Raw genomic sequence first — 19,518 nt, forward strand, 5'->3', positions numbered from 1 at the left:
CGCTTCCTGAACCGAACCGCCTGCTCGGAAAGGCTCGAGATGAACAGAAGAGTTCTCCCCGCCCTGGCGCTGATATGCGCCGCCGGCCTGACCGCCACCGCGTGCAGTGATCCGACGGCCGGGGACTCCGGTGCGGACGACGCCAAGCGGACGGCGGTCGACCCGACCGCACGGCTGGACGGCGTGAACCTGACCATGTGGACCGCGCAGAACACGGTCGACGCGCCCAAGCAGGTCATCGACGCCTTCGAGAAGGCCACCGGCGCCAAGGTCGAGACCCAGGCGATCCCGGACCTCTACGAGCAGAACGTGCCGACGAAGCTGGCCTCCGGCGACCGCCCCGACCTGATGTTCTGGCAGCCGTCCGTCTCCACCCTGCCGTTCGTCCAGCCGCGGCAGAACCTGCTCACCCTCGACGGCGAGCCCTGGGTCTCCAGGCTCGGTGACACCGAGAAGTCTCTCGGCGTCATCGACGGCAAGCGCTACGCGGCGATCGTGACCAGCCCCGCCATGCTCGGCGTCTACTACAACAAGGACGTCTTCAAGCAGGCCGGGCTGAGCGAGAAGGACTTCCCGACGTCGTACGACGAGCTGCTGGCGCTCGGCCGCAAGGTCACCGACAAGACCGACGCGGCCGCCTTCTACGAGGCCGGCGGCGACAAGTGGCCGCTCCAGTGGCAGATGCAGCTCCAGCTCACCGACCTGGACCGGCAGTGGTGGGCGGATCTCAACGCCAACAAGAAGAAGTGGACCGACCCGATCGTGGTCGGCGCGATCAAGAAGTACAAGGAGAAGCTGCTCGACGCCGGACTCGCCCAGAAGAACTATCGGACGGGGACGTTCACCGGGCAGGCCGACGCCCTCTGGAAGGGCGAGGCCGGCATGGTCCTCAACGTCACCTCCTTCCAGAGCCAGTTGCAGGCCAAGCATTCCACCGCCGAGATCGACAAGAAGATCGGCTGGTTCCCGGTCGCCAACTCCTCGGCCACCGGCCTGTACTCCCCCGACCAGACCAACGGGGTCGTCGCCTTCAAGACCGGTGACGACAAGCGGCAGGACGCGGCCCGGCAGTTCCTCGCCTTCTGGCTCGGGCCGGACTACCCGGACTACATCAAGGCGATGAAGATCCCGTCCGTCCAGCCGTCCGTGCCCACCCCCGGCGGACTTCCCGACACGTCCAAGGCCCAGGTCGCGGCCCTGCCCAAGGCCGTCGGCGTCTTCCAGGCCAAGGCCATCGTCGCCCCCGACACGCACCTCTACCTGGCCGACATGATCTTCGGCAAGAAGAGCCCGCAGCAGGTCGCGCAGGCGATCCAGGACCAGTTCGCGCAGGTGGCCAAGGCCCAGGGCGCGCCCGGGTTCTGACGATGGCGGACACGGTCGTACGTACACGCAAGCAGCCTGCCGCACCGGGCGCGCCCAAGGGCGTGGGGCGGCTTCCCCGGGCCGCCGTGCACCACCCCTGGTGGTTCGCGCTCCCCGCGATCGCCGTCTTCGCGGGCTTCTTCCTGGTGCCCAACCTGCTCAACTTCTACTACCCGTTCACCGACTGGTCCTCCTACCACGCGGACATCACCTTCACGGGCCTGGACAACTTCAGGACCATCGCCGAGGACGGCTCACTGCTGCGCGCCATCCGTACGACGCTGGTGTACGCGCTGCTGGCGGCGGTGTTCCAGAACGGTTTCGGGCTGGTGCTGGCGCTGCTGCTGGAGGACGACAGCCGCTTCAACCGGTTCTTCCGTGCGGTCTTCTTCCTGCCGGTGCTGATCTCCGCGCTCGCGACCGGTTATGTCTTCCGGGCGCTCCTCGACCAGGACGGGGCCGTCAACTCCGTGCTGGGCACGGACGTTCCGTGGCTGGGCTCGACGACCTGGACGCTGGTGATCGTCACCCTCATCCACGGCTGGAAGTGGATGGGCCTGTCCATGCTGATCTACCTCGCGGGACTGAAGGGCATCCCCGGCGACATGCTCGAGGCCGCCCGGATCGACGGCGCCGGGCCGTGGCGGACGTTCTGGTCGGTGCGCCGGCCGATGCTCGCGCCGGCCGTCACCTTCAATGTCACCACGGCGCTGATCGGCTCGATGAACACCTTCGACATCGTGCAGGCCACGACCGGCGGCGGGCCCGCGGCCTCCACCGAGGTCTTCAACATCTACATGTTCCGGATCTTCGGGCAGGGCCTGTACGCCCAGGCCTCCGCGATGAGCCTGGTGCTCTTCCTGGTCGTGGTCGCCGTGGCGATCCCGCTGGTCGTCGGGCTCCGGCGAAGGGAGCAGATGCTGTGACCCCGGTCTGGCGTTACGGGCGTCCCGTCCTGGTCCTGCTGCTGGCCGGGCTGGCCGTCGGCGTGCCGCTGTGGCTGGTCGCCGTCACCTCGGCCAAACCGCAGGCGGAGGCCATCAAGCCGAACCTGGATCCCCCCGGGCACTGGCAGCCCGCCGCCAACTACGCGGACGCCGTCAACGAGGGCGAGATGCTGCGCGGTCTGTTCAACTCGCTGCTGGTCGTGGTGCCTTCGGTGGTCCTGGTGCTGATCCTGGGCGCGGGCGCCGCCTGGGTCTTCGCGCGCCGGAAGTCGAAGCTGGTGTCGGCGGCGTACGCGCTGTGCATCAGCGGGCTGCTGCTGCCACCGGCCGTCATCACCATCGTGATGGAGCTGCGGCAACTGGGTCTGGCCAACTCCCGGCCCGGCATGATCGCCGTCTACACCGGCATGTACCTGTCGACGTCGATCTTCTTCATGACCGGCTTCATCCGCGCCATCCCCCTGGAGCTGGAGGAGGCGGCCCGGATGGACGGGGCGACGCCGTCGCGGATCTTCTGGCGGATCGTCCTGCCCCTGCTCCGGCCGGTCGTCGCCACCGCCACGATCATGGTGATGCTCTACGCCTGGAGCGACGTCTTCTACGCGTTCTTCGTCCTCGGCGGCGGAGACCGGGCGACCCTGCCGCTCAACCTCTACCAGGTCGCCAGCGCCCAGCTCTATCTCGAGAACTGGCATCTCGTCTTCGCGTACGTCGTGGTGATGAGCCTGCCCATGGTCGCCGTGTTCCTCGTCGGCCAGCGAAAGATCGTGTCCGGAATCACCAGTGGAGCCGTCAAGTGACCGGAGGTCCAGCGTGATCACCACCGCCCGCACGAGATCCCGTACCAGAACCGCCCTGTTCACAGCACTACTTGGAGCAGCCTTCATGGCAGCCACTCTCCCCGCGGCCGGTCCCGCCGCAGCCGCAGCCGCGGCCGACCCGCAACGCCTCACCGTCGACCTGGGCGCGTCCGAGGGCCGGGTGATGCTCGGCGCCAACGGCTCCCTCTACGGGCTCAGTGACGACGGGGTGCCCAGCGACGCCGTGATGGAGCCCCTGAAGATCACCAGCATCTCGCAGAAGCCGGAGGGCGGCGCCCAGCATCCCAACGGCGACGCGCTCACGGTCTCCAGGTCGTTCTTCCGCGCCGGCGGCGGCGAGATCAACGTGATGATGCAGGACATCTACGCGAAGTGGCCGTACGAGGACCTCGGCATCGACGACTACCTGCCCAAGGTCGACAAGATCGTCAAGGAGATATCGGCCGACCCGAACAGCGACCGTTTCGTCTACATCCCGTTCAACGAGCCCGACCAGATCTGGTACAAGCTCGGCGTCGAGGACCAGGCGCAGTACGAGAAAAACCGCGACCGGTTCTTCCAGGACTGGAAGACGGTGTACCGGCGCATCCGCGCGATCGACCCGGACGCGCGGATCGCCGGCCCGAACGAGGCCGCCTACCACTCGCGGCTGCTGAAGGACTTCCTCGCGTTCACCAAGCGGGAGAACGTGCTGCCCCAGGTGATGACCTGGCACGAGCTCGGCTCCGGTTCCCTGCGCGACTTCCAGGCGCACTACGACGACTACCGCTCACTGGAGCGGGCCGCGGGCATCGCCCCGCTGAAGATCAATATCGACGAGTACGCCAACCGCCGCGACCTGTCCGTGCCCGGGCAGTTGGTGCAGTGGGTGTCGATGTTCGAGCGCAACAAGGTGTACGCCAACATGGCGTACTGGGACGCCGCCGGGAATCTCAGCGGCCATGTGGTGCGCTCCAACATCCCCAACGGCGGCTGGTGGCTGTTCCGCTGGTACGCGGGCCTGACCGGGAACACCGTGAAGGTGACGCCGCCACAGCCGAACACCATCGACACCCTTCAGGGCCTCGCGTCCCTGGACACCTCCCGCCGCCAGGCCCAGGTGCTGCTCGGAGGCGCGGACGGCGACTCGGACGTGGTCGTGAAGCGCGTCCCCCGGTCCGTGTTCGGCCGTACGGTCACGGCGACCGTCGCCGAGGCGGCCTGGTCGGGCTACGAGGGGCAGCACGCGGCGCCGCGGGTCCTGGCGCGCACCAAGGTGAAGGTCGCGGACGACGGTTCGGTGACCGTCCCGCTGCGCGGCCTGCACAAGATGTCGGCGTACCGGATCGTCCTCACCCCCGGCGGCTCGGGCACCCCGTCCGCCGCCTCCGTCCCCTGGTCGGCGTCGTACGAGGCCGAGGACGCGGCCATCACCGACGGCACGGTCTACACCCAGGGCACCGTGAGCAACGCCAACGGATACGCGGCCTCCGGTACCAAGGACGTCGGCTCCCTCAACCAGCCCGGCAGCAAGGTCGCGTTCACGGTGAACGTGCCGAAGGACGGCACCTACGACCTGGCGATCCTCTACGGCAACCAGTCCGGCGGACCCGCCACACAGAGACTGCTCGTCGACGGCGCCGACCCGGTGACGGTCACCTACCCCTCCACGGAGAACTGGACCTACCGCGCCAAGCAGGACGTCGGCGTCCGGCTGAAGGCGGGCACGCACCAACTGGTGCTGGCCAAGGGCGCTGCCGAGGTGACGCTCGACCGGATCGACCTGACGACCCGCAGCGGTGCGGCCGTCGCCTCGTACGAGGCGACGCTGGCGGACATCAGCGGCAGGCCGTCGTACGACTACGCCTCCTCGGCGGGGGTGGGCACGGGCGCCCTGGTGCTGCGTTCGGGTGACAAGGCCGTCTTCGACGTCTACGCCCCGCGCGACGGCTACTACACGGTGACGCCGCGGACTTCGGCCGCGGTGAAGCTCGCGCTGCACGGCGAGACCGTCACGGCGGGGCCCGGTCGCCCGCTGCGGCTGTACCTGGTCGCGGGCAACAACCGGGTCGCGGTGACGTCGGGCCACTCCGCCGTCCGCTCCCTCGACGTCTCGGGTGACGGCTCGGCCTCGGGCACCCTCTCCTACGAGGGCGCCTCGGCCACGCTCGCGGGTGGCGCGAAGCTCGTCGACTCCCCGCACGCCTCCGCGGGCTCGTACATCGGATGGCTGGGCAACAGCCCTTCCAGCACAGCCGAGTTCACGGTCGACGCACCCAGGGCCGGCCGCTACATGCTGGTCGTCCACTACGCCCACAACGACCGCCGGGACAACGGCCACGCCTACAACACGGACATCATGTCCCGCACGGCGGACATCGGGGTCGGGGGCGCCGCGCCGCGGAAGGTCACCTTCAAGAACACCTGGAGCTGGGACGACTACTGGACCGTCGGGGTCCCGGTCGATCTGGCGAAGGGCGCGAACAAGGTGACGTTCGGCAACGCCACCGCCTGGGCGCCGAACATCGACCGGATCGAACTGGGCCGCGTCGTGGGCTGAGCCTCCGCAAGGTCAGCGGCTTCTGGTGCCGCGGTCCGCCCAAGGAGGCGGGCTGCGGCACCATCGCGTCGATTTCCCGTTGTCCGCCGGTGCGGCGCCATTGTGGCTTGTCGCGCAGTTCCCCGCGCCCCTGAGGCCGGGCCCGCCGCTCGGACACGCCGGTCAGAGCGGGGTCGCCGCGAGGAGGAAGAGGAGGACTGCGGCCGGGCCTCGGCGGGTTCCGGGGTGGGACTTCCCGTTGTCCGCCGGGTGCGGCGCCATTGTGGCTTGTCGCGCAGTTCCCCGCGCCCCTGAGGGCGCGCCCGTCGCTCAGACACGCCGGTCAGAGCGGGGTCGCCGCGAGGAGGAAGAGGAGGACTGCGGCCGGGCCTCGGCGGGTTCCGGGGCGGGACTTCCCGTTGTCCGCCGGTGCGGCGCCATTGTGGCTTGTCGCGCAGTTCCCCGCGCCCCTGAGGGCGGGCCCGCCAATCGGACACGCCGATCAGAGCGGTGTCGCCGCGTGGAGGATGAGGACCATCGTCACGGCCGCGTTCGCGGAGGACATCGCCGAGACGGCGGTTCCCGCCGCCGCGCCCCAGGCGGCCAGGCCGACCGCCGTGAACACCGGCGGCCAGTCGTGCACGGCGGGGGCCGGGCCCAGCAGTGCCGCAACCCGGCGCGGCACCGGGCCGGGAGCGGCGAGTCCCGCGAGCGTGGGCAGCGGGGTGCCCCGCGAGACGAGCGCGGCCGTGCCGATCGCCCTCGCCACCGTGCGGCGGCTGCCGATCGTCCGGGCCGCCTCCTCGTCCGCCCACCGCTCCGCCGTGTACGCCACGGCGGTACGCAGCGGCCGCAGGAACGGGTTGGCGCGGGCCGCCAGTCGCACGGCGAGCAGGAACCGGTCGTGGCGTGCGGCCAGGTGCGCCCGCTCGTGGGCGAACAGGGCCCGCCGCTCGGCCGGCCTGAGCCGGTCCAGCAGGGCCGTCGTCACCACGACCCGGCCGCGCCCCGCACCGCCGCTCGCCAGGCCCCCGCCCCGGCGTCCCCCGGGCGGCAGCGCGTACGCGTAGGGCACGGCGTCGGGCAGCACCGCCACCTCCGTCCCCCGCAGCCCGGCCAGGGCCAGGTGCGCCTGGCGGCGGACCCGCCCGTGCCGGCGCATCGTCCGGGCGCAGGCGACCACGACCGCGCACAGCGCGGGAATCGCGGCCTTGCCCACGATCTCGTCGTAGGGCACCGCCGCCCGCACCTCGGGGTCGGACCAGCCGTCCGGCAAGGGGTTGCCGGGGAGTTGGGCGGTGCCGACCACCATCACCAGCGCCAGGCACACGGTGCTGCACAGGGCCAGCACCACGGCCAGCACCGTCAGCAGCCGGGTCGCGGTCCGCGGATGCAGATGGTGTTCGGCGAGGCGTGCGACCGGCCAGGCCGTGAGCGGAAGGATCAGTGGCAGAAAGACGAAGACCCCCATGCGGCGTCAGTCTTCCCCTTCGCCCTGGGCCTGATCCAGCAGGTCGCGCAGCAGCCGCTCCTCGTCGGGGCCGAGGCCGGTGACGAAGCTGGCCAGCACGGCCCCGCGGTCGCTCTCGGCGTCCAGCACCTTGCGCATCTTCCGGGCGGCCAGGCCCGCCTGGTCCGAGTCCGGTGTCCAGGCGAAGGACCGGCCGACCCGCTCCCGGGAGACCGCGCCCTTGCCCAGCAGCCGGGTCAGGATCGTGATCACCGTCGTGTACGCGAGGTCACCGCCGAGGCGTTCCTGCACCCAGCCGGCCGTGGCCGGGCCGTCCGCCTCCCGCAGCGCCGACAGCACCAGCGCCTCCAGCTCACCCTGTCCCCGCCGGGGACGCTGCCCGGGATCCGTCACCGCCCTGCCTCGCTTTCGCCGCCCTGCGTTGCCCTTGCGGACATCGTATAGATCCGCAGGCCCGATCCCGCCTACTTCTACATTGCTGTAGATTCAGAGTGACATCCACACTGTCATCCACACCGCACGCGTCAATCGCTCAAGAAGGAGTAACCCGTGGGAGTTTCCCTGTCCAAGGGCGGCAACGTCTCGCTCAGCAAGGAGGCGCCCGGTCTCACCGCCGTCCTGGTCGGCCTGGGCTGGGACGTGCGCACGACCACCGGCACCGACTACGACCTCGACGCCTCCGCCCTGCTCCTCGACGCCTCCGGCAAGGTCCCCTCGGACCAGCACTTCGTCTTCTACAACCAGCTCAAGAGCCCGGACGGGTCGGTCGAGCACACCGGCGACAACCTCACCGGCGAGGGCGAGGGCGACGACGAGTCCGTCAAGGTGAACCTCGCCGCCGTCCCGGCCGAGATCGACAAGATCGTGTTCCCGGTGTCCATCCACGACGCCGAGAACCGCGGCCAGAGCTTCGGCCAGGTCCGCAACGCCTTCATCCGGGTCGTCAACCAGGCGGGCGGCCAGGAGATCGCCCGCTACGACCTGTCCGAGGACGCCTCCACCGAGACCGCGATGGTCTTCGGCGAGCTCTACCGGCACGGCGCCGAGTGGAAGTTCCGCGCCGTCGGCCAGGGCTACGCCTCGGGGCTGGCCGGCATCGCCTCCGACTTCGGCGTCAACGTCTGACACGGACCGACCCCGCCGCCGGGCCCGACCGCGTGTGGCCGGGCCCGGTGGCGGCCCCCAGCAACCGACCGGGAGACCATGTGGCCGACCCGTCCCGCCTCCGCCCGGACGACCGGGCGGACTTCGAAGCCGTACTGCACCACGCGCTGGGCACCGCGGACATCCGTGCCGCCCTGGGCGCCGACCCGACCGGCCGGGCGGCGGCGCACCTGCGCGCCCACGCACTCGCCCACGCCGACGACATCGCGGCGACGGCCGAGCGGCCGTACCGCTCCTACCTGGCCGTGCGCAGGGCCGCCCGCCATGAGACGCGGAGCCTGCTCGGCGCGGGCAGCCTGCTGCCGGCCCTCGCGGTGCTCACGCCGCTCGTGGCGGGCACGTCCGCCGCGGCGCTGCTCCTGATCGGCGGTCTGCTGCACGTCGCCGACGCGCTCGGCGCGCTGCCCGGGTCGCTCGTCGCGGCCGGCTGGACCCTGGCGCTCGTGGCGGCCGTGACCGGCCTCGTCACCCTGGCCGCCGTGCTGCACACGGCCCTGCGCCGGCGCGGTGTGCCACCGGCCGCCGACCAGGTGGAGCACGCCCGGCTGGTCTGGCGGCAGGAACTGCTCGACCGCGGGATGCTGCCGCACCTGCGCCGGCACCTGGGGCCGCACCCCGGGACGGTGATCACACCGTGCTCCCCGCCCGATACGCTCACGCCGTGCCCGGCCCGGGCGAGAGAGGACAGGACACCATGTTCGGACTGAGCGAGTTCGCGATCATTCTCATCGTCGTCATAGCCGTCATCGGGATGAAGAAGCTCCCCGAGCTGACCCGCTCGGCCGGCAAGGCGACCCGCATTCTCAAGGCCGAGGCCCGCGCGGCGAAGGACGAGGAGGCCGGGACGGCCCCCGCGCCGCGGGTGGTCCAGGGCGAGGTCGTCCCGCCGGACACCGGCACCACCCCGCCCGGCGCCCGGCCGGCGGGCGCCCCGGACCGCCCCTGATCCGTCCCCGTGACTACAGCGTGCGCTCCAGGCGGTCCGCCACGAGCCTGACGAAGCGCGCCGGGTCCTTGGGCTGGCCGCCCTCGGCGAGCACCGCCAGGGTGTGCAGCAGTTCGGCGGACTCGGCGAGCTCCGAACGGTCCTCGCTCGCCAGGTACGCCTGGTGCAGGCCCTTCACCAGCGCGTGGCCGGGGTTGAGCTCCAGGATCCGCTTGGTGCGCGGCACTTCCTGGCCCATCGCCCGGTACATGTTCTCCAGGGCCGGGGTCAGGTCGTGCGCGTCCGAGACGACGCAGGCCGGGGAGACCGTGAGCCGCGTGGAGAGCCGGACCTCCTTGATGTCCTCCTCGAGCCGCTCCCGCATCCAGCCGAGCAGCCCGGCGTAGTCCTCGGCCTGCTTCTCCCGCTCCTCGCCGGTCTTCTCCTCGTCCTCGGCGTCGAGATCGATCTCGCCCTTGGCGACGGACCGCAGCTTCTTGCCCTCGTACGTGCCGACGGCGTCGACCCAGACCTCGTCGACGGCGTCGGTGAGCAGCAGGACCTCGATGCCCTTGGCCCGGAACGCCTCCATGTGCGGGGAGTTCTCGATGCTCTGCCGGGACTCGCCGGTGATGAACCAGATGTCGTCCTGGCCGTCCTTCATCCGCTCCACGTACTGCGCGAGCGTGGTCGGCTCGTCGGCGGAGTGGGTGGTCGCGAACGAGGAGACGGCGAGGATGGCGTCGCGGTTCTCGGAGTCGGTGACCAGGCCCTCCTTCAGGGCCGTGCCGAACTCGCGCCAGAACGTGGCGTAGCGGTCGGCGTCCTTGGTCTTGATCTCCTTGACCGTGGAGAGCACCTTCTTGGTCAGCCGGCGCTGCATCATCCGGATGTGCCGGTCCTGCTGGAGGATCTCGCGGGAGACGTTGAGCGAGAGGTCCTGCGCGTCGACGACGCCCTTGACGAAGCGGAGGTAGGGCGGCAGCAGCGCCTCGCAGTCGTCCATGATGAACACGCGCTTCACGTACAGCTGGACGCCGCGCTTGAAGTCCCGCGTGAACAGGTCGTGCGGGGCGTGCGAGGGGACGAAGAGCAGGGCCTGGTACTCGAAGGTGCCCTCGGCCTGGAGCCGGATGGTCTCCAGGGGCTCGCGCCAGTCGTGGCTGATGTGCTTGTACAGCTCGTGGTACTCGTCGTCGGACACCTCGTCGCGCGAGCGCGCCCACAGGGCCTTCATCGAGTTGAGCGTCTCGGGCTCGGGCGTGCCCTCGCCGTCCTTCGCCTCCGGGACCATCCGGATCGGCCAGGTGATGAAGTCCGAGTAGCGCTTGACGATCTCCCGGATCGTCCACTCGGAGGTGTAGTCGTGCAGCTGGTTCTCGGGGTCGGCGGGCTTGAGGTGGAGCGTCACGGACGTGCCTTGCGGCGCGTCGTCGACCCGCTCCAGCGTGTACGTCGCCTCGCCGCGCGACGTCCAGCGCGTCCCCTGGCCCTCGCCGGCGCGCCGGGTCACCAGCGTCACCTCGTCCGCCGCCATGAAGCCGGAGTAGAAGCCGACCCCGAACCGGCCGATGAGCCCCTCGGTCCCGGCCGCGTCCTTGGCCTCCTTCAGCTCCTCAAGGAACGCCGCCGTCCCCGAGTTGGCGATGGTGCCGATGAGCTTGCCGACCTCGTCGTACGACATGCCGATGCCGTTGTCCCGCACGGTCAGGGTGCGGGCCTCCTTGTCGACGTCGAGCTCGATGTGCAGGTCCGACACGTCGGCGTCGAGGGAGTCGTCCCGCAGCTTCTCCAGACGCAGCTTGTCGAGCGCGTCGGAGGCGTTGGAGACGAGCTCCCTCAGGAAGACATCCTTGTTCGAGTAGACCGAGTGGATCATCAGCTGGAGCAGCTGACGTGCCTCTACCTGGAACTCAAACGTTTCGGTCGTCATGGTTCGCGAATCCCTCACAGGTCCCACAGTCGCCTGAACTGGTGGGTGTCACTGTAAAACACCAAGTCAGGCCGGGGCACCGGAAGTCAGACGAGGTGGGCGAAGACGACCAGGTTCTCGGTGTAGTCCCGGGCCTGACGGTCGTAGGAGCCGGAGCAGGTGATGAGCCGGACCTGGGCCGTGGGGGTGTCGCCGTACACGCGGTCACTGGGGAAGGCGTCCTTCTCGAACGAGTCCGTGGCGTCGACGGCGAACGTCGCCTTGCTGCCGTCGGCCCGCGCCACCTGGAACCGGTCACCCTTCTTCAGCGCGCTGAGCCCGGCGAACACGGCCGGGGAGGTCGCGGTGTCCACGTGCCCGGCGATGATCGCGGTACCGGCCTCCCCGGGCGTGTGGCCCTTGGCGTACCAGCCGACGAGGTTGGTGTCGTCCGCCGGCGGCGGCTCCAGCTGCCCGAAATCGTTGATGGCGAGGGCGGTGAAGGGCGCGTCGACCGAGATCTTGGGGATGAGCAGGCGCACCGGCCGGGACCGCGGCAGATGGGGGCCGGACGCGCCGGGCCGGTGAGGTGCCGCGGACGGGGACGGCGTGTCGGGCAGGTCGGGGACGGCCGAGGCGGCGGCCACGGCGGGTGGCGCGTGCGGCGGGCCGGCGGCGTCCGGCGACTCACCGTGGCCGCCGACCAGGTTCACGGTCAGGACGAGGGCGGCCACCACCCAGAGCACCGTCACGACGCGGCGGAACCGTCGCTTCGCCGGGGCGGGGCCGAGGTCGGAAAGAGCGGAGGGACTGGCTGCCATCAGGGACCACCTCATTCAGGCACGGCAGCGGGCACGGCACGCGGGAGGACCAGGAGGCTTCTGACGGATCTCCACGGCGTCGCGGAGATCCGTCAGAAGCCCCCTGGGTCGTGTCCGCGAAATCCCGTCGTTCGCCCCAGCGAGTGGGGGTACCCCCTGCTCGAGCGGAGTCGAGAGCTTGAGGGAGCGGGCCCGGCGTCGCGGGGCGGGCGGACGTTGCGGACACGGCCCAGGCCGGGCCGCCGCGACGCGAGGAGCACGTGCGGCGGCCACGGCTGCTATGTCAGGCACCGGTCAGGCGGCGCCCTGCGAGGCCCGCTGGCGACGCAGCGCGAACAGGCCGGTGCCGGCCACCGCCAGCACCGCCAGGCCGCCCGCGGTCACGCCCGGAGCGGAGGCCAGGCCGCCGCCACCGGTGTGCATGCCGCCGCGCGGCTTCTCGTGCTTGCCCTCCCAGGAGCCCTTGTCGTGCTTGCCCCCCTCTTCCTGCTTGTCGCCCCAGTCGCCCTTGTCGCCGGAGCCGCCCTCTTCCTGCTTGCCGCTCCAGTCGTCCTCGCCGTCCTTGTAGGTCTCCGGGTCGTACTTGGAGCCCTCCCAGTCGTCCGAGTTCACGGAGGCCAGCGCGCCGCCGCCGGTGTGCATCCCGCCGTGCGGCTTGTGGTGCTTGTCCTGCTTGCCCTCCCAGCTCTTCTCCTGCCCGTCGTCCTTGCCCTGCTCCTCGTGCTTGCCCTCTTCGTCGCCCTTGCCGCCCCAGTCGCCCTTGTCCTTCTCGGAGCCCTCCCAGTCGTCCGCGGTCACCGCGGACAGCGCTCCGCCACCCGTGTGCATCCCGCCGTGGGGCTTGTGGTGCGTGCCGTCCTTGTGGTGCTCCTTGCTGTAGGAAGTGGTGTCGTGGTCCCCGTCACCCATCGCGTCGGCGTAGGCGGCGGGTGCGGCGATCGCGAGGGCGGCCGTGGCGGTGGCCGTCGCGAGCATCATGCGGGCAGAGCGCATCGGTGAGTCCTTTCGTCGCGAGCCGGGCAGCTGACGCCTCGCCAGCTCACGAGACCCGGCCTCGACGTGAACCACCGTCAGTCGAGCCGGGCCGTCCCACCATCCAGGGCGTGCACACGGGTTAAGACGACACTCTGACGGCGGCACACCGCGGCTGTAGGGCCGCCTCCGGAGGGCCCCGGAAGAGCGCCCGCGTCAGCGCCGCCCGAACCCCCGGTGCGTCATGCGGGCCGGGTCCGGATCGGCCAGCTGCGCCGCCATGCCGACGAGGACGAGCCCGCCCGCGATGAGCAGCCCCTGGGCCAGGACGATGCCGGTGCCGAGCACGACGACGCCGAGTGCCAGCCCCCACCATGCGCCGGTCCGCCGGTACTCGCGGGGCCGGGCCGGCCGGCCGGTTCTCATGGCCCGGGTGAAACGGGGATCCTCCCGCTCGAGTCGTGCTTGGAGATCGGCCAGACGCTGGTCTTCGGACTGGGGCACGGCTTCTCCTTCCCGGAACCCGAGCGCTGCGAGGCAGGGCACGGCCGAGGCCATGACACGTCCTGGGGGGTCGGGCCCTGTGCGGTGCGGAGGGAGACAGGCCTGGGATGCGGCGGTACGCCCGGCCGCGGCTGTCTCACCAGGGCTTCAGCTTCTCCCCCCTCCAGGGGCTTCCACCATCGGGCCCCACCCTCATCCTTCCCGGTGGCCGCCCCCCATGAACGCCGGTCCGAAAGGCGTGTGTTCGGCCCGAGGATGGGTGCTGTCACGGATGGCGGCCCGGGCCCGGCGGCGTCCACGCTGCGTGCGGACGTCTCGAGGAGGAGCGGGCCACCAGCAGCGCCCGGGTGCTGTCCGCCCAGGAGGCCGAGCGGCGCCGTGTCGCGCAGGAGCTGCACGACGAGGTGGACCAGACCCTCACCGCCGTCCTGCTCGAACTCGAGCGCGTGGCCGGGCAGGCGCGACCCGGGCCGCGGGATGAGGTGCGCCCGGTGCAGGAGACGACCCGGGCCGGTCTGGACGAGGTCCGGCGGATCGCCCGCCCGCTGCGCCCCTGGGGTGCTGGACGAACTCGGCCTGGCCAGTGCGCTCAAGTCGCTCGCCACCGACTTCGGCGGGCCGTGTCCGTCCGTACGCCACCGGCTCGACGCGGATCTGCCGCCGCTCGGCCGGGAGGCCGGACTCGTCCTCCACCGGGTCGCGCAGGAAGGGCTGACCAACGTGGCCCGGCAGGCGCGGGCGCGGCACGCCGAGATCGTGCTGCGGCGTGCCGACACGGGGGGGCGCTGTGTGTCCGCGACGACGGGCACGGCACCGGCGACGCGGCGGAGGGCGCCGGCATCCGGGGTACGCGTGCGCGTGCGCTGCTCGTCGGCGCCGGTCTCGCCCTGGTCCCCGGCCCCGGCGGAGGCACCGAGGTCCGCCTCGCCGTCCCCACCCCCGTACACGATCCCGACCGGAACGGCCGATCATGACCGACTCCCCCACCCGCATCCTGCTCGCCGACGACCACGCCCTGGTGCGGCGCGGCGTCCGGCTCATCCTGGACGCCGAGCCCGACCTCACCGTGGTCGCCGAGGCGGACGACGGCGCCGAGGCCGTCGCCCGGGCCCGGGAGCACCGGCCCGACCTGGCCGTCCTCGACATCGCCATGCCGCGTCTGACGGGGCTCCAGGCCGCCCGGGAGCTGTCCCGGACCTGCCCGGAGACCCGGATCCTCATCCTGACGATGTACGACAACGAGCAGTACTTCTTCGAGGCGCTCGGCGCCGGCGCCTCGGGCTACGTCCTCAAGTCGGTCGCGGACCGCGACCTGGTCGAGGCGTGCCGGGCCACGATGCGGGGCGAGCCGTTCCTGTATCCCGGTGCCGTCGAGGCGCTGATCCGCGACCACCTCGACCGGGTCCGGGAGGGCGGCACGGGCTCCTCCCGGACCCTCACCGACCACGAGGAGGAGATCCTCAAGCTCGTCGCCGAGGGCCACACCTCGCGGCAGATCGCGGACCTGCTGGTCATCAGCCCCAAGACGGTGGAGCGACACCGCGCGAAAGTGCTCCAGAAGCTCGGTCTGAGGGGCCGTCTGGAACTGACCCGCTACGCCATCCGCGTCGGACTGATCGAACCCTGAGCACGCCGGGGGACGGCCGCCGCCCCGCTACCGTTCGGCCTCGGCGGGCTGGGGGACGGACGGTGTGCCGTCGCTCTCGGGCCCGACGTCGTACGCCGGGGCCGTACGGCGGCCGGGCAGGAGGTCCTGGCCCGCCCGGAGCGCGCGGGCGAGCAGGTGCGCGCGTCCGGCGGCGATGGGTCCGAGGACCGCGAGGACGAGGACGTACCCGGCGATGAACGGGGCGAGCCGGGTGTCGAGTCCGGCGCTGGCGGCCATGGCGGCCAGGATCAGCGCGAACTCCCCGCGGGCCACGAGGGTGGTGGCGATCTCGGCGGCGGGGTCGATGCCGTAGCGGTACACCCGGGCGACGAGGAGACCGGCGAGGACGTTCATGACGAGGGTCAGTGCGGCCGCCGCGGTGACCGGTCCGACGACGGAGACGATGTCGCCGGGGTCGATGGAGAGGCCGAAGGCGAAGAAGAAGATGGCCGCGAAGGCGTCGCGCAGCGGGTGCACCAGGTCCCGGATGCGCGGGCCGGAGGGGGTACCGGCCAGGATCAGGCCGACCATGAACGCGCCGATGGCGTCGGCGACTCCGAGGACCTCGGCGACTCCCGCCACCAGGACGGCCGCGCCGAGGAAGCTGATGACGAGCAGTTCGTTGTCGCGGGTCGCGATGAGCCGCCCGACCAGTGTGGTGCCGTAGCGGGCCGCCGCGGCCAGCAGCAGCAGGAAGCCGAAGGCCTTGGCGCCCTGCAGGACCATGTCGCCGACGCCCTGGGCGCCGCTGATGACGGGCTGGAGGGCGGCCAGGTACAGCGCGAGGAAGATGTCCTCGACCACGATGACGCCCAGGATGAGGCGCGTCTCCGGGCGGCCGATGCGGCCCAGGTCGATGAGGATCTTGGTGACGATGGCGGACGAGGAGATCCCGAGGACACCGGCGAGGACCAGCGCCTCCCGGACGCCCCAGCCCAGCACGAAGCCGAATCCCAGGCCCGCGCCGACGTTGAGCAGCAGGTAGATCCCGCCCGCTGTCAGCAGCCGCCGGCCGCCGCTCTTGAGGTCGTCGAGGTGGAACTCCAGGCCGAGGTAGAACAGCAGCAGCACCAGTCCGAGTGCGGAGAGCATCTCGAAGTCGTGTGCGTCCTGGACGATGACGAGGCCGGGGGTGTGGGGGCCGAGCAGGATGCCCGCGAGCATGAACAGCGGGATCGTGGGGAGGCCGATTCTGCCGCCGAGGCGGGCGAGGAAGGCGGCGGCCAGGAAGGCTCCGCCCATGGCGAGAAGGCTGTCAGCGTGTCCCACGGATCACCACCTTCGAGGGCGCGCAGGCAGATCGTTTCACCGAGCGGGGGTGGATAGGGGCTCCTCCTCCAGGGGAGTGTGACGGGCAGTGTCGTGCGCCTCTCCGGCGCATCCCCGAGGCCGCGGCCATGCCGATCGGCGCGGCAGCTCGGGCGGTGCTGCCAGCCTCACACGGCCCCGGGCCCGCCACCATCGGTGCCCGCACCCACATCCGGGTGGGGACGACACCCATCCTCGACGGCACCCGTCCTCGGCGAGGTGCGGCCCGTCACACCTGCCGGTGGTCGATGCCCAGCAGGCTCGCGGCCGCCCGGAAGTCGGCCGTGTGGTGGCCGACCGCGAGGGACCAGTGGTGGCCGACGCCCGTGGCGCTCCAGGCGTCGACCCATTCGCCGGGGTCGCGGCCGAAGGCGACGCGGCTGGTGGTGTTGCCGATCTCCAGCAGCGGTCCCGGTACGACGGTGCCCTCGGAGGTGACGAAGGACAGGCTGCCATCGGCGTCCTGGCCGAGGCCGAGCAGGGTGACGGGGCCGTGCCGGACGTCGAGCTCGACGCTCACGCCCCAGCCGCGTTTGCCGTGGTAGACGCCGAGGCCGCGCAGCAGGGGGTCGCGGGCGCCGAGCGCGAGGTGGGCGGGGCCGTCGTGGCCCATCTCCACGACGCCGTCCTCGAAGTCGAGGGCCTGAATCTCGGTGAAGGAGCCTCCGGCACCGACGCTCTGGGAGGCCAACTGGGCGACGGAGGTGCGCAGTTCGTACTCCCCTGCCGCGGGCACGCCCCGGGCGGTCAGCAGGGAGGCGCCGAGGATCATGCCGGCGGCGAGCCGCTCGTGCAGTTCGCCGTCGAGCCCGCGGTGGTAGTAGGCGAGGCTGTCGAGACCGAAGTCCGTGACCAGCCGGTCCAGGGCGACGGACACGGTCGCACCCCAGGCGAAGTCCTCCTCCACCACGCTCTCGTCGAGGGTGAACACCTGCCGGGCGAGCGCCATCCGCTCCCGGGTCTCCGCCTGCGTCACCTGTTCCACGCGGTGCCGCAGGTCGTCGAACTCCAGGACCTCCACGTGCGAGCCGAACGTCGTGGCGAGCAGCGTCGGGTCGGTCTGCACGTCGAGCATGCCCGGGTAGACGTGCCCCATGAGGCCGTGCCGGGCGTGCCGGAGCGCGGCCCGGATGTGCGCGGCCCGGATCCACTGCTCGATGCGCCGCCAGGCGGACTCCTGGTGCAGCCAGCCCGAGACCGACCGGAAGGGGATGCCCGCACGGCGGAAGACGTTGCCCACCTCGGGGACGGAGCACTGGGCGCAGTAGGCCAGCCAGTCCCCCGTGCCGAAGGTCGCGTGGTCCATCCTCTCCGACGGCTGGAGGTCGATGACCAGGACCGGGGTGTGCGAGCGCTGTGCGATCGGCAGCACCATCGAGGAGGTGAGGTACGTGGTGAGGAACAGCACGATGAGGTCGCAGTCGGCCCTGCGCAGCTCCTCGGCGGCGCGGGCGCCTTCCCGGGCGTCGGAGACGAACCCCGCGTCGGTCACCTCCGCGTCCATCTCCCGGAAGCGGTCGGCGACATACGCGGCCGATTCCTTCAGTTGCGGGAGAAGGCCGGGGAACTGGGGCCAGTACGTGCCGAGTCCGCCGGCGACCAGTCCGATCCGGGTGCGGCGCCGGGTGACCGGGGGGAGCAGGTCGCGCAGGGCGGCGGCCCGTACGGTCGTGCGGTCCGCGGTCGTCGCCATGGTCAGTGCTCCTTGTCGGAGAGGCCGGCGGGCCAGGTGCTGGGGACGCGCTGTTCGGCCGCGTCCCGCGTGGGGCTCGCGGATCGCGGGACCAGGACGCGGATGATGAACACGCCCGCGAACGCCGCCGCCGTCATGCAGGCGGTGATCGTCCAGAGCAGGACGGACGGGCTGTGGTCGGCCAGGGCCGGGGTGAAGAACGCCGCGACCGCGAAGACGCCCCGGGACAGGGCGTAGGTCAGGCCCTGGGTGGTGGCTCGGGTGTCCGCGGGCAGCGTGAGCTGCGACCACACCTTGTAGTTGGTCTCTCCGGCGAAGGGGTGGGAGAGCTGGTAGAGCACGAAGAAGACGAGCATGCCGGCGAGCGCGCCCGCGGTCAGTGACGCGATGACGAAGGCCAGGATCTGCACCACCGCGGCCACGTGGAACAGCCGGTCGCGCCAGGGGCTGTCGGCGACGCGCACGAAGGCGAAGGTGAGCAGCACGCCGACGGGGATGAAGGCCAGGTTGATCCCGGTGGCGAGGCTCTGCGAGGCGTCGCTGACGGTGACGAGCAGATAGGTGCCGAACTGGCCGAAGGTGTTGGCCCCGAGGCCCCAGGTCACGTAGAAGACGAAGGTCGCGGCCATCGGCAGCAGGGCGGCGCGGGTCCACACGCGCTTCAGGGGGACGCTCTCCGGCGCGGTCGCGGTGTCCGGCTCCGACAGCGCGTCGGGCAGTTTCAGCCGGGATCTCAGGGCCCAGGTGACCAGTGCGGCGACGGTGAGTTGCCCGGTGATGAGCCGGGCCCCGGTCATACCCGTGGTGGACAGGACGAAGCCGAGGAAGATGGCGACGGCGATGCCCAGCATCCACATGACCTGCGTGAACGCCACGAGTCTCCCCCGGGCCCAGGCGGGCGCGGCGTCCGACACCACGGCCAGCGACGTCGGCAGGTCGGCGCCGGCCGCGAGCCCCGCGACGAGGACGCCGACGAGCAGCGTGATGTCGTCCGGCGCGAGCGTGATGACGAGGGCGCCGATCGCGAAGCAGAAGATGTCCCAGTTGTAGACGCGGCGGCGGCCGAAGAGGTCGGCGAGCCGTCCGCCGACGAGGGACCCGACGGCGATGCAGCCGGTGACGATCGCGCTGATCGCCCCGGCCATCCACACGCCCATGTCGTAACTGTCGCGATAGATGGCCAGGTTGACGGAGATGCTCACGATCAGCCCGGCGTCGAGGTAGGAGGCCATGCCCGACAGGGCGGCGGCCTTCCAGAGTGGTGGGGGGATGGGGCGGGTACCGGCCATGATGCGACTCCGTCGTCTGGTGACATCGCGGTTCCGGGGGCCTGGTCGCAGCGAATATAGGGCGAGAAAAACGTTGCAACAAGGTGTCGCGCACGCATGGGCGACATGACGCCGAAATCCTCGGCCCTGTACGGGGATATGGCGTGGCAGCCCCAGCTCG

At 71.3% G+C, this 19,518-nt stretch carries 17 protein-coding genes and 1 pseudogene; 9 read left to right on the forward strand and 9 right to left on the reverse strand.

Features of this window, described 5'->3' with window-relative positions:
* Positions 1–39: 39 nt before the first annotated feature.
* The 4 genes from QOL88_RS03630 (at position 40) to QOL88_RS03645 (ending at position 5,672) form a co-directional block, all read left to right on the forward strand.
* Positions 40–1,365 (forward strand): ABC transporter substrate-binding protein, encoded by a 1,326-nt coding sequence (locus QOL88_RS03630; protein WP_097215042.1) that lies wholly within the window; start codon positions 40–42, stop codon positions 1,363–1,365.
* A gap of 2 nt (positions 1,366–1,367) precedes the next feature.
* Positions 1,368–2,291, forward strand: a complete 924-nt coding sequence (locus QOL88_RS03635; protein ID WP_097215043.1) for a carbohydrate ABC transporter permease — start codon at positions 1,368–1,370, stop codon at positions 2,289–2,291.
* Positions 2,288–3,112, forward strand: coding sequence for a carbohydrate ABC transporter permease (locus QOL88_RS03640; protein WP_097215044.1), 825 nt, complete (start codon positions 2,288–2,290; stop codon positions 3,110–3,112). Before QOL88_RS03635 ends, QOL88_RS03640 begins: the two co-directional genes overlap by 4 nt.
* Positions 3,113–3,197: 85 nt before the next feature.
* Positions 3,198–5,672, forward strand: coding sequence for a CBM35 domain-containing protein (locus tag QOL88_RS03645; protein ID WP_097215045.1), 2,475 nt, complete (start codon positions 3,198–3,200; stop codon positions 5,670–5,672).
* Between the two features lie 481 nt (positions 5,673–6,153).
* Here the strand turns inward: QOL88_RS03645 and QOL88_RS03650 are convergent, their stop codons facing one another.
* On the reverse strand, positions 6,154–7,122 hold the full coding sequence (locus QOL88_RS03650) for a M56 family metallopeptidase (RefSeq protein WP_097215046.1): 969 nt from the start codon (positions 7,120–7,122) through the stop codon (positions 6,154–6,156).
* A gap of 6 nt (positions 7,123–7,128) precedes the next feature.
* On the reverse strand, positions 7,129–7,515 hold the full coding sequence (locus QOL88_RS03655; RefSeq protein WP_031112169.1) for a BlaI/MecI/CopY family transcriptional regulator: 387 nt from the start codon (positions 7,513–7,515) through the stop codon (positions 7,129–7,131).
* A 156-nt stretch (positions 7,516–7,671) separates the two neighbouring features.
* On the opposite strand from QOL88_RS03655, the gene QOL88_RS03660 reads away from it, so the two are divergent.
* The 3 genes from QOL88_RS03660 to QOL88_RS03670 all read left to right on the forward strand — a co-directional run bounded on the left by QOL88_RS03660 (position 7,672) and on the right by QOL88_RS03670 (position 9,232).
* Positions 7,672–8,247: a TerD family protein gene (locus QOL88_RS03660; RefSeq protein ID WP_097215047.1), complete on the forward strand. Its 576-nt coding sequence runs from the start codon at positions 7,672–7,674 to the stop codon at positions 8,245–8,247.
* An 80-nt stretch (positions 8,248–8,327) separates the two neighbouring features.
* Positions 8,328–8,993 (forward strand): hypothetical protein, encoded by a 666-nt coding sequence (locus QOL88_RS03665; protein ID WP_097215048.1) that lies wholly within the window; start codon positions 8,328–8,330, stop codon positions 8,991–8,993.
* Positions 8,981–9,232 carry a twin-arginine translocase TatA/TatE family subunit gene (locus QOL88_RS03670; RefSeq protein ID WP_097215049.1) on the forward strand — a complete coding sequence of 84 codons (252 nt, stop codon included), beginning with the start codon at positions 8,981–8,983 and terminating at the stop codon, positions 9,230–9,232. The genes QOL88_RS03665 and QOL88_RS03670 overlap by 13 nt, the downstream gene beginning before the upstream one ends.
* 13 nt (positions 9,233–9,245) lie before the next feature.
* On the opposite strand, the gene htpG is transcribed toward QOL88_RS03670, so the two are convergent.
* The 4 genes from htpG to QOL88_RS03690 all read right to left on the reverse strand — a co-directional run bounded on the left by htpG (position 9,246) and on the right by QOL88_RS03690 (position 13,420).
* Complete coding sequence (gene htpG / locus QOL88_RS03675) at positions 9,246–11,144, reverse strand: molecular chaperone HtpG (RefSeq protein ID WP_097215050.1); 1,899 nt, start codon at positions 11,142–11,144, stop codon at positions 9,246–9,248.
* A gap of 86 nt (positions 11,145–11,230) precedes the next feature.
* Positions 11,231–11,944 carry a class F sortase gene (locus QOL88_RS03680; protein WP_097215051.1) on the reverse strand — a complete coding sequence of 238 codons (714 nt, stop codon included), beginning with the start codon at positions 11,942–11,944 and terminating at the stop codon, positions 11,231–11,233.
* 294 nt (positions 11,945–12,238) lie between these two features.
* On the reverse strand, positions 12,239–12,937 hold the full coding sequence (locus tag QOL88_RS03685) for a hypothetical protein (RefSeq protein WP_097215052.1): 699 nt from the start codon (positions 12,935–12,937) through the stop codon (positions 12,239–12,241).
* A gap of 195 nt (positions 12,938–13,132) precedes the next feature.
* A complete protein-coding gene (locus QOL88_RS03690) occupies positions 13,133–13,420 on the reverse strand; it encodes a DUF3040 domain-containing protein (protein WP_097215053.1) in 288 nt (95 codons plus the stop codon).
* A 311-nt stretch (positions 13,421–13,731) separates the two neighbouring features.
* Between QOL88_RS03690 and QOL88_RS03695 the strand changes: the two are divergent.
* Positions 13,732–14,394 (forward strand): annotated as a pseudogene (locus QOL88_RS03695) (sensor histidine kinase); the annotation flags it as partial.
* Positions 14,391–15,047 carry a response regulator gene (locus QOL88_RS03700; protein ID WP_097215054.1) on the forward strand — a complete coding sequence of 219 codons (657 nt, stop codon included), beginning with the start codon at positions 14,391–14,393 and terminating at the stop codon, positions 15,045–15,047. The pseudogene QOL88_RS03695 and the gene QOL88_RS03700, both read left to right, overlap by 4 nt.
* Positions 15,048–15,074: 27 nt before the next feature.
* Here the strand turns inward: QOL88_RS03700 and QOL88_RS03705 are convergent, their stop codons facing one another.
* The 3 genes from QOL88_RS03705 to QOL88_RS03715 all read right to left on the reverse strand — a co-directional run bounded on the left by QOL88_RS03705 (position 15,075) and on the right by QOL88_RS03715 (position 19,358).
* A complete protein-coding gene (locus QOL88_RS03705) occupies positions 15,075–16,337 on the reverse strand; it encodes a cation:proton antiporter (RefSeq protein ID WP_097215055.1) in 1,263 nt (420 codons plus the stop codon).
* A 268-nt stretch (positions 16,338–16,605) separates the two neighbouring features.
* Entirely contained in the window at positions 16,606–18,069 is a 1,464-nt protein-coding gene (locus tag QOL88_RS03710) for an L-fucose/L-arabinose isomerase family protein (protein ID WP_097215056.1), read from the reverse strand.
* Positions 18,070–18,071: 2 nt separating this feature from the next.
* Entirely contained in the window at positions 18,072–19,358 is a 1,287-nt protein-coding gene (locus tag QOL88_RS03715; RefSeq protein ID WP_097215057.1) for an MFS transporter, read from the reverse strand.
* Between the last annotated feature and the right edge of the window lie 160 nt (positions 19,359–19,518).

The organism is Streptomyces sp. Ag82_O1-12 (assembly GCF_900182715.1).
Lineage (GTDB): Bacteria > Actinomycetota > Actinomycetes > Streptomycetales > Streptomycetaceae > Streptomyces > Streptomyces massasporeus.

Coding starts and splice junctions, on each gene's coding strand:
- QOL88_RS03650 (WP_097215046.1), bottom strand. CDS start 7,122: ATGGGGGTCTTCGTCTTTCTGCCACTGATCCTTCCGCTCACGGCCTGG.
- QOL88_RS03710 (WP_097215056.1), bottom strand. CDS start 18,069: ATGGCGACGACCGCGGACCGCACGACCGTACGGGCCGCCGCCCTGCGC.
- QOL88_RS03715 (WP_097215057.1), bottom strand. CDS start 19,358: ATGGCCGGTACCCGCCCCATCCCCCCACCACTCTGGAAGGCCGCCGCC.
- QOL88_RS03685 (WP_097215052.1), bottom strand. CDS start 12,937: ATGCGCTCTGCCCGCATGATGCTCGCGACGGCCACCGCCACGGCCGCC.
- QOL88_RS03630 (WP_097215042.1), top strand. CDS start 40: ATGAACAGAAGAGTTCTCCCCGCCCTGGCGCTGATATGCGCCGCCGGC.
- QOL88_RS03680 (WP_097215051.1), bottom strand. CDS start 11,944: ATGGCAGCCAGTCCCTCCGCTCTTTCCGACCTCGGCCCCGCCCCGGCG.
- QOL88_RS03645 (WP_097215045.1), top strand. CDS start 3,198: ATGGCAGCCACTCTCCCCGCGGCCGGTCCCGCCGCAGCCGCAGCCGCG.
- QOL88_RS03635 (WP_097215043.1), top strand. CDS start 1,368: ATGGCGGACACGGTCGTACGTACACGCAAGCAGCCTGCCGCACCGGGC.
- QOL88_RS03700 (WP_097215054.1), top strand. CDS start 14,391: ATGACCGACTCCCCCACCCGCATCCTGCTCGCCGACGACCACGCCCTG.
- htpG (WP_097215050.1), bottom strand. CDS start 11,144: ATGACGACCGAAACGTTTGAGTTCCAGGTAGAGGCACGTCAGCTGCTC.
- QOL88_RS03670 (WP_097215049.1), top strand. CDS start 8,981: ATGTTCGGACTGAGCGAGTTCGCGATCATTCTCATCGTCGTCATAGCC.